This is a genomic window from Lentilactobacillus hilgardii DSM 20176 = ATCC 8290 (assembly GCF_000159315.1).
Taxonomy (GTDB): Bacteria; Bacillota; Bacilli; order Lactobacillales; family Lactobacillaceae; genus Lentilactobacillus; species Lentilactobacillus hilgardii.
On the sequence record NZ_GG669998.1, the window covers coordinates 1 to 13,713 of the forward strand.

Annotated in this window: 18 protein-coding genes and 1 tRNA gene; 12 read left to right on the top strand and 7 right to left on the bottom strand. The window is 36.0% G+C overall.

The window, feature by feature from the left end; genetic code table 11:
* Nucleotides 1-189 precede the first annotated feature (189 nt).
* Nucleotides 190-262: transfer RNA gene (locus HMPREF0519_RS11295), tRNA-Thr, on the top strand.
* 198 nt (nucleotides 263-460) lie between these two features.
* On the opposite strand, the gene HMPREF0519_RS11300 is transcribed toward HMPREF0519_RS11295, so the two are convergent.
* On the bottom strand, nucleotides 461-1,600 hold the full coding sequence (locus HMPREF0519_RS11300) for a site-specific integrase (protein ID WP_003636343.1): 1,140 nt from the start codon (nucleotides 1,598-1,600) through the stop codon (nucleotides 461-463).
* Between the two features lie 261 nt (nucleotides 1,601-1,861).
* On the opposite strand from HMPREF0519_RS11300, the gene HMPREF0519_RS11305 reads away from it, so the two are divergent.
* Nucleotides 1,862-2,668, top strand: coding sequence for a hypothetical protein (locus tag HMPREF0519_RS11305; protein WP_040472818.1), 807 nt, complete (start codon nucleotides 1,862-1,864; stop codon nucleotides 2,666-2,668).
* Here the strand turns inward: HMPREF0519_RS11305 and HMPREF0519_RS11310 are convergent.
* The 5 genes from HMPREF0519_RS11310 to HMPREF0519_RS11330 all read right to left on the bottom strand — a co-directional run bounded on the left by HMPREF0519_RS11310 (nucleotide 2,655) and on the right by HMPREF0519_RS11330 (nucleotide 5,895).
* A complete protein-coding gene (locus tag HMPREF0519_RS11310) occupies nucleotides 2,655-3,329 on the bottom strand; it encodes a hypothetical protein (protein ID WP_003636345.1) in 675 nt (224 codons plus the stop codon). The genes HMPREF0519_RS11305 and HMPREF0519_RS11310 overlap by 14 nt on opposite strands.
* A gap of 98 nt (nucleotides 3,330-3,427) precedes the next feature.
* Nucleotides 3,428-3,826 carry a hypothetical protein gene (locus tag HMPREF0519_RS11315; protein ID WP_040472819.1) on the bottom strand — a complete coding sequence of 133 codons (399 nt, stop codon included), beginning with the start codon at nucleotides 3,824-3,826 and terminating at the stop codon, nucleotides 3,428-3,430.
* Nucleotides 3,827-3,927: 101 nt separating this feature from the next.
* Entirely contained in the window at nucleotides 3,928-4,689 is a 762-nt protein-coding gene (locus HMPREF0519_RS11320) for a hypothetical protein (RefSeq protein ID WP_003636351.1), read from the bottom strand.
* 64 nt (nucleotides 4,690-4,753) lie between these two features.
* Nucleotides 4,754-5,065 (bottom strand): hypothetical protein, encoded by a 312-nt coding sequence (locus tag HMPREF0519_RS11325; RefSeq protein ID WP_003636361.1) that lies wholly within the window; start codon nucleotides 5,063-5,065, stop codon nucleotides 4,754-4,756.
* 122 nt (nucleotides 5,066-5,187) lie between these two features.
* Nucleotides 5,188-5,895: a LexA family transcriptional regulator gene (locus tag HMPREF0519_RS11330; RefSeq protein ID WP_003636362.1), complete on the bottom strand. Its 708-nt coding sequence runs from the start codon at nucleotides 5,893-5,895 to the stop codon at nucleotides 5,188-5,190.
* A 188-nt stretch (nucleotides 5,896-6,083) separates the two neighbouring features.
* Between HMPREF0519_RS11330 and HMPREF0519_RS11335 the strand changes: the two genes are divergently transcribed.
* The 4 genes from HMPREF0519_RS11335 (at nucleotide 6,084) to HMPREF0519_RS11345 (ending at nucleotide 7,101) form a co-directional block, all read left to right on the top strand.
* Nucleotides 6,084-6,299, top strand: coding sequence for a helix-turn-helix transcriptional regulator (locus HMPREF0519_RS11335; RefSeq protein ID WP_003636363.1), 216 nt, complete (start codon nucleotides 6,084-6,086; stop codon nucleotides 6,297-6,299).
* Between the two features lie 38 nt (nucleotides 6,300-6,337).
* Nucleotides 6,338-6,664, top strand: a complete 327-nt coding sequence (locus HMPREF0519_RS11340; RefSeq protein WP_003636364.1) for a DUF771 domain-containing protein — start codon at nucleotides 6,338-6,340, stop codon at nucleotides 6,662-6,664.
* Nucleotides 6,665-6,676: 12 nt separating this feature from the next.
* Nucleotides 6,677-6,802: a hypothetical protein gene (locus HMPREF0519_RS14625; protein ID WP_003636365.1), complete on the top strand. Its 126-nt coding sequence runs from the start codon at nucleotides 6,677-6,679 to the stop codon at nucleotides 6,800-6,802.
* Between the two features lie 104 nt (nucleotides 6,803-6,906).
* Nucleotides 6,907-7,101 (top strand): hypothetical protein, encoded by a 195-nt coding sequence (locus tag HMPREF0519_RS11345; RefSeq protein ID WP_003636366.1) that lies wholly within the window; start codon nucleotides 6,907-6,909, stop codon nucleotides 7,099-7,101.
* Here the strand turns inward: HMPREF0519_RS11345 and HMPREF0519_RS11350 are convergent.
* Entirely contained in the window at nucleotides 7,070-7,282 is a 213-nt protein-coding gene (locus tag HMPREF0519_RS11350; RefSeq protein ID WP_003636367.1) for a YozE family protein, read from the bottom strand. The two genes, HMPREF0519_RS11345 and HMPREF0519_RS11350, sit on opposite strands and share 32 nt — an antisense overlap.
* Before the next feature lie 154 nt (nucleotides 7,283-7,436).
* Between HMPREF0519_RS11350 and HMPREF0519_RS11355 the strand changes: the two genes are divergently transcribed.
* From HMPREF0519_RS11355 to HMPREF0519_RS11380, 6 genes are read left to right on the top strand one after another with little or no spacing between them, the layout of a single operon-like run.
* Nucleotides 7,437-7,706 (top strand): hypothetical protein, encoded by a 270-nt coding sequence (locus HMPREF0519_RS11355; RefSeq protein WP_003636368.1) that lies wholly within the window; start codon nucleotides 7,437-7,439, stop codon nucleotides 7,704-7,706.
* A 20-nt stretch (nucleotides 7,707-7,726) separates the two neighbouring features.
* A complete protein-coding gene (locus HMPREF0519_RS11360) occupies nucleotides 7,727-8,584 on the top strand; it encodes a DUF1351 domain-containing protein (protein ID WP_003636369.1) in 858 nt (285 codons plus the stop codon).
* A gap of 2 nt (nucleotides 8,585-8,586) precedes the next feature.
* Nucleotides 8,587-9,264: an AAA family ATPase gene (locus tag HMPREF0519_RS11365; protein ID WP_003636370.1), complete on the top strand. Its 678-nt coding sequence runs from the start codon at nucleotides 8,587-8,589 to the stop codon at nucleotides 9,262-9,264.
* A gap of 2 nt (nucleotides 9,265-9,266) precedes the next feature.
* Nucleotides 9,267-10,622, top strand: a complete 1,356-nt coding sequence (locus HMPREF0519_RS11370) for a DEAD/DEAH box helicase family protein (protein ID WP_003636371.1) — start codon at nucleotides 9,267-9,269, stop codon at nucleotides 10,620-10,622.
* Between the two features lie 16 nt (nucleotides 10,623-10,638).
* Complete coding sequence (locus HMPREF0519_RS11375; RefSeq protein ID WP_003636372.1) at nucleotides 10,639-11,232, top strand: DUF669 domain-containing protein; 594 nt, start codon at nucleotides 10,639-10,641, stop codon at nucleotides 11,230-11,232.
* Between the two features lie 11 nt (nucleotides 11,233-11,243).
* Nucleotides 11,244-13,547 carry a phage/plasmid primase, P4 family gene (locus HMPREF0519_RS11380; RefSeq protein ID WP_003636373.1) on the top strand — a complete coding sequence of 768 codons (2,304 nt, stop codon included), beginning with the start codon at nucleotides 11,244-11,246 and terminating at the stop codon, nucleotides 13,545-13,547.
* Nucleotides 13,548-13,713 lie beyond the last annotated feature (166 nt).

The following is a 13,713-nucleotide window of genomic DNA, read 5'->3' on the forward strand; positions in this document are numbered from 1 at the left end:
GAGATAAAGGTTGAAACAATGTTAAATTTGTTTCAACCTTTTTTGTTTCCTTTTGTTTTAATCAACAATAAAAACAAAATTAACGCTGGCTTAATAATTTTTAGGGCACCGCTTGTTTTATAGATGTTGACTTGATAAGATATTATGAGTAACAGTATGAACACACAACCGCTTATTCAGTAGTAGCATGCCGTTTTAGCTCAGAAGGTAGAGTATTTCCATGGTAAGGAAAAGGTCCCGGGTTCAAATCCCGGAAACGGCTTTATGGTTAAAATTAGAGCATTTTTTAAAATTAAGAATGCCTATATATCAACGTTTAAAGCAATGCGGTATTTTTAAAAAGCACAAGAAAAGATAAGAAATTAAACAAATAACGGTCAAATAACGGTCAAATGAGAAGCTTAACAACAGTGAAAACAGGACGATTATAAAATCAATAACGGTCAAAAAAGGAAACCAATTAACGGTTTCCCTTTGACACTTGGTTAACTTTTTCCTGTGGCAATAATTTATCAAGTTCGTTTCGAATCTGTTCATCATTTTTGGCCTTGTACTCATCAATTAAATAAGAATACGTACGAGTGGTTGTAGATATGTTGGTATGTCCTAATCGTTTGGATATGATATAAATATCAATTCCACATGCTAACAGATACGCAACGTGAGTATGTCTGAGAGAGTGGAAATGAAATCCTGACCTATTGATACCTAAGTCTTTTAAACTCTGCCTGAGCTTTTTATTTAGGGCACTAGAAGAAGGAATGGTGTTAAACTGATTCATAAAAACCATGGATTTATCTTTACGATGATCTTTTAATATTTTTAAGTCATCAAGCAAATTGTTATTCACGGAAATAATACGCTTGGATCCTTCATTCTTTGTATCTTGAAATCCACCACCCTGCATATAGTTCCAAGACTTGCTAATACTAATGGTCTTAAAATTAAAATTGATATCCTTCCAAGTCAAGGCCTGAATTTCTCCTAATCTTGCACCAGTCAGCAAAGCGGTTAAGATCATAAAACTGGAGGTATAGTTAGGATTTAAATTATTTTCTAAATAAGAGGCTAACCTTTTAACTTCATCAATATTTAGATATTCAATTTTTTTGTCTCGAGATTTATCATAAATAATTTCGACGCGTTGGGTGAAATCCTTATGAATTAAATCATCCAAAATAGCATTTTGAGCAGCAGCTCGAACTAATGAATTAACCTTATAAACGGTGTCTTTAGCATGATCACTTCCATAATGGTTAATAAACTGCTGATATCTTTGTCGGTTCATATTCTTTAATGAAGTTTTTCCAAAATATTTATGCAGTACTCGACTAGTAATCTTATACCTTTGCTGAGTCATGAATTTAATTTTTGGTTCTTTATAAGTGTGATAAAAGTAATCAAAGTAATCTGCAAATGGACGATCCCCGGTAGCAATGTTTAAACCGTTCTGATAATCAATTTCAACTCGGCTAGCAAATAACCTAGCTGCTGACTTTGTTTTAAAACCACTTTTACTTTTTTCACGCTCATGGCCATCCATGTCATAGTAATAATACCTAACTTGATAGCCAGTTCCGCGTTTGCGTATCGAAGCCATAAGTGGACCTCCCTTGTAAAATATTTTTAAACATGTAAAAAAGATTTGCGGCGTCACCTTCTTTCGGTTACAATTAAATACGTAAAAAGGGTATACTTATCCCTTAGACCATTGTGTATGCGTCCCATTATCTTGGCGGGTAGGGGGATGCACTTTTGTATACATAGTACTAGAATGTTAGTCTATTATTACTTAGTTGTAGATTTGATTTTTTGTTATAATGCTCTATGAAGATTGTTACTGTTGCAGGGGGTGCAAGTAGTGAATAAAAAAATTGGTAAGGCGATTTGGACAGTAGTCATACTAGCATGTTTTTCACTGCTTATTTATCTTACAATTTTTGATAGGCTTCCTAAGGGATTAGATTCTAAAAAAATAGTTACTGTTTTTTCACTGACAACAACTTTAGTTATATATGGCTATAATCATTGGAAGTTCCTATTTGTGTACTGGAGAAAGTTTTGTGCATGTCTGTGGGGGGATACTGTTAGTTGGACAGGAAAGTATGTCTTTTACTTGGATGCGGAACAAGATTTTGTACAACTCGCAAAGGAATTCCGAAAAAAAGTGTTAAATCAAACAGACGTTACGTGCGAAGACGGTAAGATTCAAAAAGATAGCGCAAATTTTACATTTAATTTTAAAGGTTTACAAAATAAGATTAAAATCGAACGAAGTTCTGCTAATGACTATGATGAAATCGTTTTGAAATATAGTTCAAGCACATCTTATCGAGATTCAAAAAAACAGGTAGAGAATTTTCAGAAAATAATAAAAAAACTTTCGGCTGCTTCTCCTCAGCAGATTGACCTATCAAAATTTAGAGACTCGCAGGGCCTTAAAGAACGTCTCTCTGTTACTATTTCTATGAGAAAATATAATCCATTCTATCGTTTAACATTGCGACACTTTGATGGTGACGAAGGTATATTGAAATGGAATATGGTACTAACGGAGGATGATTTAAAAGTTGAAATTAAGAAACATATGTTAAGGGCTACAAGTTCTAACGAAGAAAAGATTATTGATGTTTTGAAGAACTATATTGCCTTGTCTACTGTTGGCTAATTGCAATTAAGGTATCAATAGCAAGCTGCAAGTATGGTTGTTCAACACCGTCATCGTTAAGCTTGCTGTATATAACCAGTGTCCCTTTTTTAGAAAAACCAATTGTACGTTGTTCACCATCTACATCGATCTTTGCCATTAGGTAAGTTGCATTGTCTTTGTCGATAGCGTCAATTACCTCGTCATTGTCTTGTACACCGCTACCGAAGAAATGCTTTGTATCCACATCGGTGTCGTCATCGACATTAAAATAGATACCACTAGCACGGACTTCAAAGCGAGATATTTTAGTGAAATCAAAGTCATAAACACCGGATGTGGCTAACTTAGGACCATAAGAGTTTATGAGTTCTTTCATGAATCCCTTAGAGATGATCGAGGGTGCCATTAAAAATAAGATTCCTTTTGTTTGATCGTAAAATGCGGGGAAAGTAGTGGATTTCTTGTATTCATCAGTAGGAACAAATTTTCCAGTTTCCATATCCTTCACGAGGATATCTTCGTTGACGGTAATATTGTAGGTACAAGTGAAAGGCTGCAAAATGTCATTACTAATTGTTAACGTGTTTCCAGCTAGTGCAATGCTTCCTGATGAGTCGGGAAAGCTTACAGAGTCAGTAAAGTCAAAGCGAGAGACTTTTTGAACACTTAATGATTTCAAAGGGTTTCCTCCTAATTGTTAATATTGTTGAAAAATTTTGTTCTAATCCCTCCGCTGGAGTTGAACCAGTGCTGGCTACCGAGGAGGGTGGACATTATTTAGAACCAGCCCTTTGATTCAGGGTAAGTATATAAAATCTTGAATTGATTAGTGTTGGTCCAGTTGACGGAATATTCTTTATTTTTGCTAGTGTACTTTTCATGTTTGCCACCAGTAACTTGCCAACTAACGCCCCCTACGCCACGGAACCAAGTACGTACAGTTTCCCCATTATGGATGGTTACATGTCCGGCAACATAAAGGCCACCATGCTTGTAGTATTTAACGATATTGGCACGCTTAGTTTTTTTGACTCTTATTTTGTACTCTTTCATGTAATGTTTCTCAATCAAATTAAGCGTTAATTTCTTAGCACTAGCAGTTAGCGGTTGACTTATGAATGTTGTACCACCGAAAGTAATTAACACAAGGGACAACATCAAACTTTTTTTGAACAATACTTTCACCTCCAAATTCAGCTTTTAAAGACGTCAGTATTTGGTCTGTGCGCATCCTACTTCCTAACGGGAGGGGATGCTTTTTTATAGTAGCTATTCTTTTATTTAACGGTTAAGTTACTAAGATAAGTCCAGCCATAATCATCCATTTCTTTTGCCATTGGTTGAACCCAAACCTTGTCTGAACCTTTAAATTGAATGGCATCATATGTGGGACCACTTGTTAATGGATAGTTGTTTTCTTTGCTAGGGTTATCATGCAAAGGTACTTCATCGTCTCCAGGTGTTTGAACCATTAAATTTTTATGAGGTGCAAATTTTAAATATCCACGCCAAACCCATCCTGATATTCGTCCATGCTTTATATGGTAATAAACTGCATAGTTATGTTTATTTGATTTTGATTCGTAATTTACTGTCCATGTTGTGTGTTTATATTTATTAAGATAAAATTTTATAGTATTGCTTGATGGTGAAGAGAAAACTGGAACATACCCCAAAACTTTTCTTCTCCACAACATATTCGGCATTCTTTGGTAACTAGAATTTTCATTTACACTCCAAAAATTATTTTTTAATATCATATAGTAGACATCTTTGCCTGAATGAAAATCAGAAGTAGATATGATCCATCCACCATATTTTGAAGAATAACTGTCAGACGTTAACCATGTTCCCTTATGTATAATAAAGGACTTTAGCAATACATCCCTTGAAGGCTTGCTTCCTTTTTTCATCTTATATACTATCGTATCGGCATACATCTGATCCTTATAACTTGCATTAACTGATGTTGTGAATTTCATTTCAAATGCGAACATTGAAATAAAGGCCAAGCATAAAGGCAATAACCATTTTTTCATAAATACATCCTCCTCATTTTAATATATAAATGATACCGCTAATTACTCTGCTTGGCGGTATTTTTTATTCAAATTCTATCTCAACGACGGATTCTTCCAACTGATCAAGCATTTCATTAATTGAAATAAAGTGCCGCCACTTATTAGGATCATGTTTAGCAAGTCCCTTAAAGTTACTGCTGATTTTGTTGTGAATATTTACTAGAAATTTGTAATACATATTTGCTGCTTCACGATCAATTCTTTCCTGTAGCCAACGTTTGTCTAAAGAGCGTTGGTTATTTTTTTCGGTCAAATATTGTAAACATTTGCTAGTAAATAAATTTTCAACATTGCTATTTTCTTTTAAATAATCTCTCAATTCTTCAATATCCATTTAAAAATCCTCCTTAAAATTAATTAATTGACTATTTAGGACTCGAACCTAAGTAAACCACCTGGTTAGTCGAAACGTGTGTTCTTTTGAAGCTTTAAATAAAGCCCCCAAAATGTGGGAGCTTATAAGATTACTTTGCCAATGACATTTACTTCATCACAATCGAAGTGCATATCATCATAGGCTTCATTAATTGACCTTAAAGTAACGGTATTATCTTCATTTACATATATCTTTTTACAAGTGACACCAATATCGCGGATGTGGACAATCGCAATTTCACCATCCTCAACTTCTGGCTGGTAGTGGATAAAAACTTGACTACCCTTTTTTAAGAGCGGTTCCATTGAATCACCATCCACAGTAATTAATTCATCTGCACCGGCAGGAACTTTTTCGCCGGCAATCATTTTATGAATTAATTGGGTATCTTGATCCTCACCGTTAATAGGAGACCCGGCAGCAGTTGAACGCCCAGCAGGAATTTCAATCATAGGTTTGTGATCAAACATTGAAGATATTTTTTCATTATTCTGTTCGTCTAATTGATCACTGGCATAATTGTAAACTTTCTCTTGGCGTGAAGGGTGGAGCTGAAGCATTATTTTATTGGTATCACTAACGACTGAACTTTCTAACTTGACAATGTCTTCTGGTTTGATTCCCAATCCATCACATATTTTTATTATATTTTCCATTTTAGCATTCATAATGCCGCGATCCAGAATAGATCGGATAGTTGTATAAGCCATGCCTATAGAATCGGCAAAAGCTTTAACGTTACCCGATTTTATTTCTATTAAATCTTTTAAATAATCTTCCTTGTTCATGCTTTCTTCCTCCTTAACATGTTTTATTATATCATGCGAAAAATCGTATGTAAATGAACGAGTTTAAAGAAATACGAATTTTTGTATTGACTAAATACGAAAATTCGTATATTATAAAAATGTGCTCATGAAGAGCCATTATTTTTTAAACTAATATACGAAAATTCGTATTAGGAAGGAGTCATATTATGTTAAATAATTTAGAAGAAATTCGAAAGAAGAAAAATGTAACTTTAGTTGATATGGCAGATCTTTTGAATGTTCGTTACCAGACTATCGCTGACAAAATTAATGGAACGTCATCATTCAAATTCAGTGAAGCTTTAAAAATTCAAGAAAGCTTTTTTCCTGAATATGAACTCAAGTTTTTATTTACTCCGGATTCGTCCACACAGCCAGCATAGAAAGGGGGTTAATAAAAATAACTAAAGGAAGTGACAAAATGTCTCAAATCATTACTGCTAGAGTTTCAATTCAAATTCCTAATAATTTTGAATTGATCAACAAGGAAGATTACCAAGAGTTGAAACATCAATCAACCTTTGGACGAACTTGGAATTTAAATGATCTTCGTAAGTGGTGTGGGAATAAATCGCCACAATGGTTAAAGGAAAATGTTTTGGAAAATCCAAAATATTCAAGAGAAATACAAACAATGATTGATCGTGGAGAGCTGATTCATCGTGGAAGTAAAGGTAGTCCGTGGCTATTTAAAGCTACCAGAATGCAACAGTTTTTGGAAGATCATTGGAATGAGTTCAGCTGGTAAGGAGGTATAAAAATGGTTTTAATTTTACCACAGTGGTTAGACTATGTAATTTTTAGTGCGATTGGTTTTTGGATTGGGACTGAGTATATGAAGTATAAAGCAAATCCAAAAACTTTTTGGAAAGAGTGGTTTGATTAATGGAATCATTGGAAGTGCTAATTTTATTATTTTTGGCAGCCTTGGTCATTGAATATTTTATGCCAACCGGACGCCATTAAAAATATAGAAAGTGAGTCATATCGATGAATAAATTACAAAAGTATTCGACACCTCAATTAGTGGGTGAATTAAGAAAAAGAAAAGAAGCTCAACTGTTTCATGGCGGCCTTTATGCCAATACTGAACTACGAGGCAAATATGGTCATGAAAACATTAAGCTTCCAAATAATTACTGGATTTTATTAACTAGCGATTCTTTTCCGCTAAATAGTAATTAAAGGCATTTCGAACAATTTCCAATTCTGGATTTTCAGAATTAACTGATTTGATATATTTTTCTAAAGTTTCCCAATCTAAATTTCCTTTGGGAAACGATCTATCAGATTTCGCGTCTCTGGCCAAATCACCAATTGGCAGGCTGACGTCTTTAAATCTCATTAACCAACTGTAAAAATCCATGAAAATTCACCACCTTTAATTGAACTAACTAAATTATACAGCAAAGGAAGTGATGGAGTGTTTCTGTGTAATAAAAAAAGTCCACTACCGCAAATAGTGGACTGAGGAAAGAATTGTTTGACTAATTATATCACATATAAAGTGAGGCAACTTAATGGAACTTATTTGGAAGGCAGTTGGAATTATGGATTCCAAAGTGCTGGAATCTGGAAAAACCAAAGCAGAAGTGATGCGGAAACTTAGCGTTAAATATCCAACTTATGTCGTTACTGGTAGAAATAAAAATTTCCATAAAAGCTTTAAGGAGCACACGCCGATTTATCCGGAACCAATTAGATTGATCTGCGGTCGAATCACAAAATCTAAAAGAAAAGAAATAGCGTCAATGAAGGATTCAATTAATCGGCGATACTATTCGATTTAAAGAAGTGGAGGTAATTATAAATGGTAAACGAATTAACCTTACCAGAATACACGATTGACTATCAGCCAACCGTTATTACAATTAACAATTTTGATCGATTAAAAGCAGCTGTAGAAGCATATGCGAATAAATATCAAGGAATGGCAGTGACAACTTCCACAGAAAAAGAAGCCAAGTCCAGTCGCGCAGAACTTCGAAAATTGAAGCAAGCCCTTGATGATAAGCGTAAAGAAATCAGAAAAAAATACGCTGAACCATATCAGCGGTTTGCAGCTCAAATTAAAGACTTAGAAGCCACTTTAGATTCATCGATTAACCCAATTGACGCTGGGCTAAAGGAATTGGAAGATCAGCAACGCCAGCTTCGCTTAAAACATGTTCAATCTCTGATTTCTGAAATGGCACCCAATTATCATGTTGAACCAAGCGAAATTGATATTGATCCTACTTGGTTAAATAAAACCACCACGAAAAAGAAAGTAACCGAAGGCATTGCTGACGTGATGGGCTATGTTAAAAAGAAACACGACGACTTGGAAGCAGACATTAAAACCATTACTAAATATGCTCAAGCTTATCACATTGATCCGGCTGGTTGGATTGATCAATTAAAGCAAGGCCAGGATGTTAATTATTTAATTACAGCAATTGATCATCAGGTCAATCTAAATCAACAAAAACAGCAGGCTTTGGAGGCTCAAGCAGCAGAAGCACAAACACATCAAGTTCAGCAGAAAGGTAAAACGATTGATACCAACACTGGCGAAGTTGTTTCCCATTCCGTGTCTTTAAAAATAACGGCAACAATTCCACAAATGAAACTGTTGAGGGCTTTCATGGATAGTAACCAAATTCGTTATCAAAGAGTGGGTGCTTAATCATGAAGACGATTGAAGCTAAAGATTTACAGCGAACCCAGAACTGGCGAGTCATTCTATATGCTAAGCCTGGAACTGGTAAAACAACTTGTGTTAAATATTTACCTGGCAAAACTAGAATTTTTGATTTAGATAACTCCGCTAAAGTATTAGCTGGAATTGGCAACGTTACAGTCGATGAAATGGATCGAACTCGTCCTGAAGAAGATATGAAGCAATATCTTGAACATGCTTCAGAATTGATTGTTGGTTACGATAATTTAGTTATTGATAATGTGTCAAGTTTTGAAAAAGATTGGTTTGTGGAGAAGGGTAAGGGTAGCCATAACGGCATCTCAAATGAACTGCAGGATTATTCACAATGGACTAATTATTTTTCGAGAGTAATGACTGCTATCTACGCGTTGCCAGTTAATGTATTAACTACAGCTTGGGAGACGCAACGCCAGATTACCACTGAAAATGGTCAGCAATTTAATCAATATGCACCCGAAATTCGTCAAAGCGTGATGGATGGAATGCTGGGATTATGTGATGTGGTTGGTCGGTTGATTATTAATCCGAAGACTAACGGTCGTGGCGTTATGCTGCAAGGAAATGACTCGATTTATGCCAAAAATCGTTTGGACAATCGAACCATGTGTGCTGCTAAGGACTTATTTAGGTTTGGCGGTGAATAGTATTGCCATTTAAATTATTTGATTATCAACAACGATTAGTAGACGAAACCCGTCAAAAGCTTGCTGAAGGCAATCATGGTGTTTTAATTGTTTCTCCACCAGGAAGTGGTAAGTCAGTTATTATTGCAGAAATTGCCAGATTAACAGTTGCTAAGGGTGGACAGGTAATGTTTTTCGTCCACAGACAGGAACTTGTGAATCAAATAACCCAATCTTTTCAGAAACAAGACGTTGATTTAATGCACTGCACAATTATGACTGTGGGAAAGATTGTTAACCGACTAGGAAAATTGCCAAGACCTAATTTAATCATTTGTGATGAATCACAGCATAGTCGGGCAAAGTCTTATTTAAAAATATTCGACTATTACAAAGACGTGCCAAGATTGGGATTCACTGGGAGTCCTTGGCGAATGAATGGAAAAGGTTTTGATGATATTTATTCAGCAATGGTGGAAGGACAGACTGTTACCTGGTTAATACAGCATCATCACCTGGCACCGTACAAATACTACTCAATCAAATTGGTTGATGATAGTAAATTAAAAAAATCAAGCACCGGTGATTATACCAATAACTCGATTGACGATGCCATTGGAAAAACAATTTTTGGGGATGTGGTCAAAACCTATCGAAAAAAAGTTCCTGGCCAACAGGCCATTGTTTATGCCCATGATATTGAACACAGTAAAGCAACTGCATCGGCATTTTGTGCCGCTGGAATTGAAGCAGTTCATGCAGATGCCAAAACGCCCAAAGCCAAACGTGATCAAATTATGCATGATTTTAAAAATGGCAACATTAAGGTTCTATGTAACGTGGATTTGATCTCGGAGGGGTTTGATGTTCCAGATTGCTCTGTAGTCATTATGTTACGGCCAACCGAGTCATTGGTATTGGACATTCAACAATCCATGCGGTGTATGCGATATAAGTCCAATAAAGTAGCAACTATTATTGATCATGTGGCTAATTACACCCGCTTTGGTTTGCCTGACACTCCACGACAATGGAGTCTTGAAGGACGACCTAAGAAAAAGCGGAAGAATAACACAAAATCAATCCCAGTTAAAACTTGCCCAAATTGTTTTGCAGTGGTGCCGACACAATGTCGTGTTTGTCCACAGTGTGGTAATGAGATTAAATATGATGCTGACAAAATGGAAATTGATGAAACGGCCAGTATTGAAAAAGTTGGGGAATTTAAACTGACTACTGATTATTCAAAAATCCAGACGGCAAGAAAAAATCCGGAAGATGCACAAAGTTACAAAGAGTTACTAGAAATCGCTAAAGCCCGTGGATATAAAGCTGGTTGGGCCTATGTACAAGCTAAACGACTAAAAATGGTTAACTAATGGAGGAATTTTAAAAATGGCATTTATACAAGCTAATTACAAGAACAACGAACACAAAGATTTTTCAGCTTTACCAAGTGGAAATTACGAGATGATTATTAAGTCAGCTCAGGAGAAGGCAACTAAGAATGGGGCAGAATCACTGCAATTAGATTTAGTCGTTCGAAATGACTTAGACGGGGTTACTGGATTAAAAAATACCAATGCCAAGTACCATAACCGTCATGTCTTTATGGATAATTGGAAACGCAAAACTACTAATCAGTACGATTTGGATAGTTTCCAATACATTCTTGAAGCTGTTCAAATTCCTGAAGGAACACCATTGAATACGATTGACGATTTTACTAAGGCTATTGCTAATAAACCAGCCAAAGTGTATGTCAAGAAAACAGTTGATGATTATGGCGGTGAAAAGAAAGATATCAATCAGATTGCCCCTTGGAACTTTAGCAAGAGTGATTATCCACAAGTGCAGCATGTATGGAAAGACCAAAAGGACGGTAAAAACCCATTTGCTGGTAATCAACCAGCATCAGCACCGGCAGATGATCCATTTGCTAATTCTGGAGATTCAATTGATATTTCAGACGATGATTTACCATTCTAGGAGGGTAAAAAGTGGCATATGAAAAAATTCCAAATGAATTGCGGACCCTAAAACAATGGGGTCTGTTTAGAAAAATTTGGCAGCCTGAGCGAAATAAATATACCAAAATACCCCATAATGCGCTTGATGGTGGGGCGGGAAAAACCAACGATCCTAGTAGCTGGACTGATTATCAAACAGCCTTAAAAGCACTTAAAACGTATCAAATGGATGGTCTCGCATTTTACTTTGCTAATGGTTATGTAGGGCTAGATATTGATCATATTGGAGACGAGTTGGAAAGATACGCCGCACAGGATTATCAACAAAATGAAGTCCAAGATGTGTTAACGATGACTAAATCCTATGTGGAAATTAGTTTATCCGGTACCGGGATTCATGCCATTTTTAAGGGCAAGATTCCTGGTGATCGTCGTCGTAAAGGCAACGTTGAGATGTATGAATCTGGTCGTTTCTTTGCCCTGACAGGTCGAACAGTCGGTCCATACAGTGATCGGATAAATACACCTAATTCCGAAGTGATGAAACTTATTTATAAACACTATTTCGGTGAAAACAATGTGGTAAAACTTCCCAATCAGGCACCAATCAGGCCAAATGATTTAAGTGTTGATGAAATTATTAAACGTGCCGAACTTTCACGAACGGGTAAACGTTTCAAGATGTTTATGGAAGGTGGCTGGGACGGTTTCTACACTTCACAATCCGAGGCTGATTTGGCATTTTCCAACGACTTAGCTTTTTGGACAGGCCGTGATTTCAATAAAATGGATCAAATCTTTCGAAAGTCTAGTTTAATGCGCCCTAAGTATGATGAAAAGCACGGAAAAACCACTTATGGGGTTTCACTCCTTAACAAATCCATTAATGAAACGCGGGAAACCTTTAATCCACAGCAACATCCCTTGCATAAATATAATCTTAAATTCCTACAATCTAAGCCTAAAAAGAAATTACCACCTAGAAGTTGGGATGACACTGGGAATGCTGATCGATTTATTGATGTTTTTGGAAATCTAGTCAAATATTCCTATATTGATAAGTCCTGGTATTTCTATAATGGCAGTTATTGGGAAATGGACGATCAGGGAAAAGCAGCTCAATTCGTTGATATGACCGTGGATAATATGAAGAATGAGAAGTTGCATGTTGCTGCCGGCGTAGATCCTGAAAAGGCCAAAGTAGCTTGGGAAAAGTTTTTGAAGAAGTCTCGTAGTCATGCTGCTAAACAAGCCATGATAAGCGAAGTACAACATCGGGTTCCGGTATTACATGGGCAGTTTGATCAAGATAAAACTTTATTGAATACGGTTAATGGCTATATTGATTTAACTTCAGGTATCTTAAAAGACCACGACATTAAGAAAATGTTCAGTCATCAGACAAGTGTGGAATACACCGACAAAATTGATTGTCCAGAATGGGATGAATTTTTAAATCAAATTTTTGCTGGTGATCAGGAATTAATCCATTACATTCAAAAAGCGGTTGGATACTCTGCCACGGGAAGTATCAAGGAACAAGTGATGTTTATTCTGTATGGAAATGGCCGAAATGGTAAATCAATTTTTATCGATACAATTTCTGATATTCTGGGAACTTATGCCAAGTCAATGCAGGCCGATTCAATTATGGTACGACAAAACAAATCGGGAGCCAACTCAGATATTGCTCGGTTGGAAAGCGCCCGATTAGTTACCTCAAGCGAGCCTAATGAGGGTGTGAGATTGGACGAGGGATTAGTTAAACAATTAACCGGTGGCGATAAAGTAACCGCACGGTACTTATATGGTAAGGAATTTGAGTTTAAACCACAGTTTAAGCTGTGGTTAGCCACTAACCATAAACCAATCATTCGTGGTACTGATGACGGAATTTGGCGACGATTGATGTTAATTCCATTTAAGGTAAAAATTCCCGATGGCCAAGTTGATAAAAACCTAAAGGATAAATTAAAACGCGAATCCGTGGGAATCCTTAATTGGATCGTTGAAGGTTCTTTATTATGGCAACGTGAAGGCTTGAATCCACCAATAAGTGTCACTCGTGCCAGTCGGCAATATCGTGAAGAAATGGATGTTATTAGTTTATTTGTGGATGATTGCTGTGAAGTGAGTGATAATTACCGATCACCTGCAGGAGAACTTTTTAAAAAATACCAATCCTGGGCAAAAGATAATTCCGAATACTCTATGAGTAAGCAAAAGTTTAGTCGAGAGATAAAGCAGAAATTTGAATTTAAAAAAACAATGAAAGGACGCTTTTACGAAGGATTAAAAATAAAAACGGATCCTAGATTGAATTGGGTTAAATAATATGACGGATAAATGACGGATAAATGACGGATAAAAAAATCGCTCAATCCCTTGGTACCATTAGTATTATTACTCTTTATTCTTTATATGACGGATAAATTAATAAGAGTATATAAGATAAAAGAGTAAAAAAGATATATAAATAAAGGTTTGTTGAAAAGATCCG

Bases quoted from the DNA above. Each gene is read 5' to 3' on its own strand.
- HMPREF0519_RS11300 (WP_003636343.1), bottom strand. From the start codon at position 1,600: ATGGCTTCGATACGCAAACGCGGAACTGGCTATCAAGTTAGGTATTAT.
- HMPREF0519_RS11320 (WP_003636351.1), bottom strand. From the start codon at position 4,689: ATGAAAAAATGGTTATTGCCTTTATGCTTGGCCTTTATTTCAATGTTC.
- HMPREF0519_RS11325 (WP_003636361.1), bottom strand. From the start codon at position 5,065: ATGGATATTGAAGAATTGAGAGATTATTTAAAAGAAAATAGCAATGTT.
- HMPREF0519_RS11330 (WP_003636362.1), bottom strand. From the start codon at position 5,895: ATGAACAAGGAAGATTATTTAAAAGATTTAATAGAAATAAAATCGGGT.
- HMPREF0519_RS11335 (WP_003636363.1), top strand. From the start codon at position 6,084: ATGTTAAATAATTTAGAAGAAATTCGAAAGAAGAAAAATGTAACTTTA.
- HMPREF0519_RS11340 (WP_003636364.1), top strand. From the start codon at position 6,338: ATGTCTCAAATCATTACTGCTAGAGTTTCAATTCAAATTCCTAATAAT.
- HMPREF0519_RS14625 (WP_003636365.1), top strand. From the start codon at position 6,677: ATGGTTTTAATTTTACCACAGTGGTTAGACTATGTAATTTTTAGTGCG.
- HMPREF0519_RS11345 (WP_003636366.1), top strand. From the start codon at position 6,907: ATGAATAAATTACAAAAGTATTCGACACCTCAATTAGTGGGTGAATTA.
- HMPREF0519_RS11350 (WP_003636367.1), bottom strand. From the start codon at position 7,282: ATGGATTTTTACAGTTGGTTAATGAGATTTAAAGACGTCAGCCTGCCA.
- HMPREF0519_RS11355 (WP_003636368.1), top strand. From the start codon at position 7,437: ATGGAACTTATTTGGAAGGCAGTTGGAATTATGGATTCCAAAGTGCTG.
- HMPREF0519_RS11360 (WP_003636369.1), top strand. From the start codon at position 7,727: ATGGTAAACGAATTAACCTTACCAGAATACACGATTGACTATCAGCCA.
- HMPREF0519_RS11365 (WP_003636370.1), top strand. From the start codon at position 8,587: ATGAAGACGATTGAAGCTAAAGATTTACAGCGAACCCAGAACTGGCGA.
- HMPREF0519_RS11375 (WP_003636372.1), top strand. From the start codon at position 10,639: ATGGCATTTATACAAGCTAATTACAAGAACAACGAACACAAAGATTTT.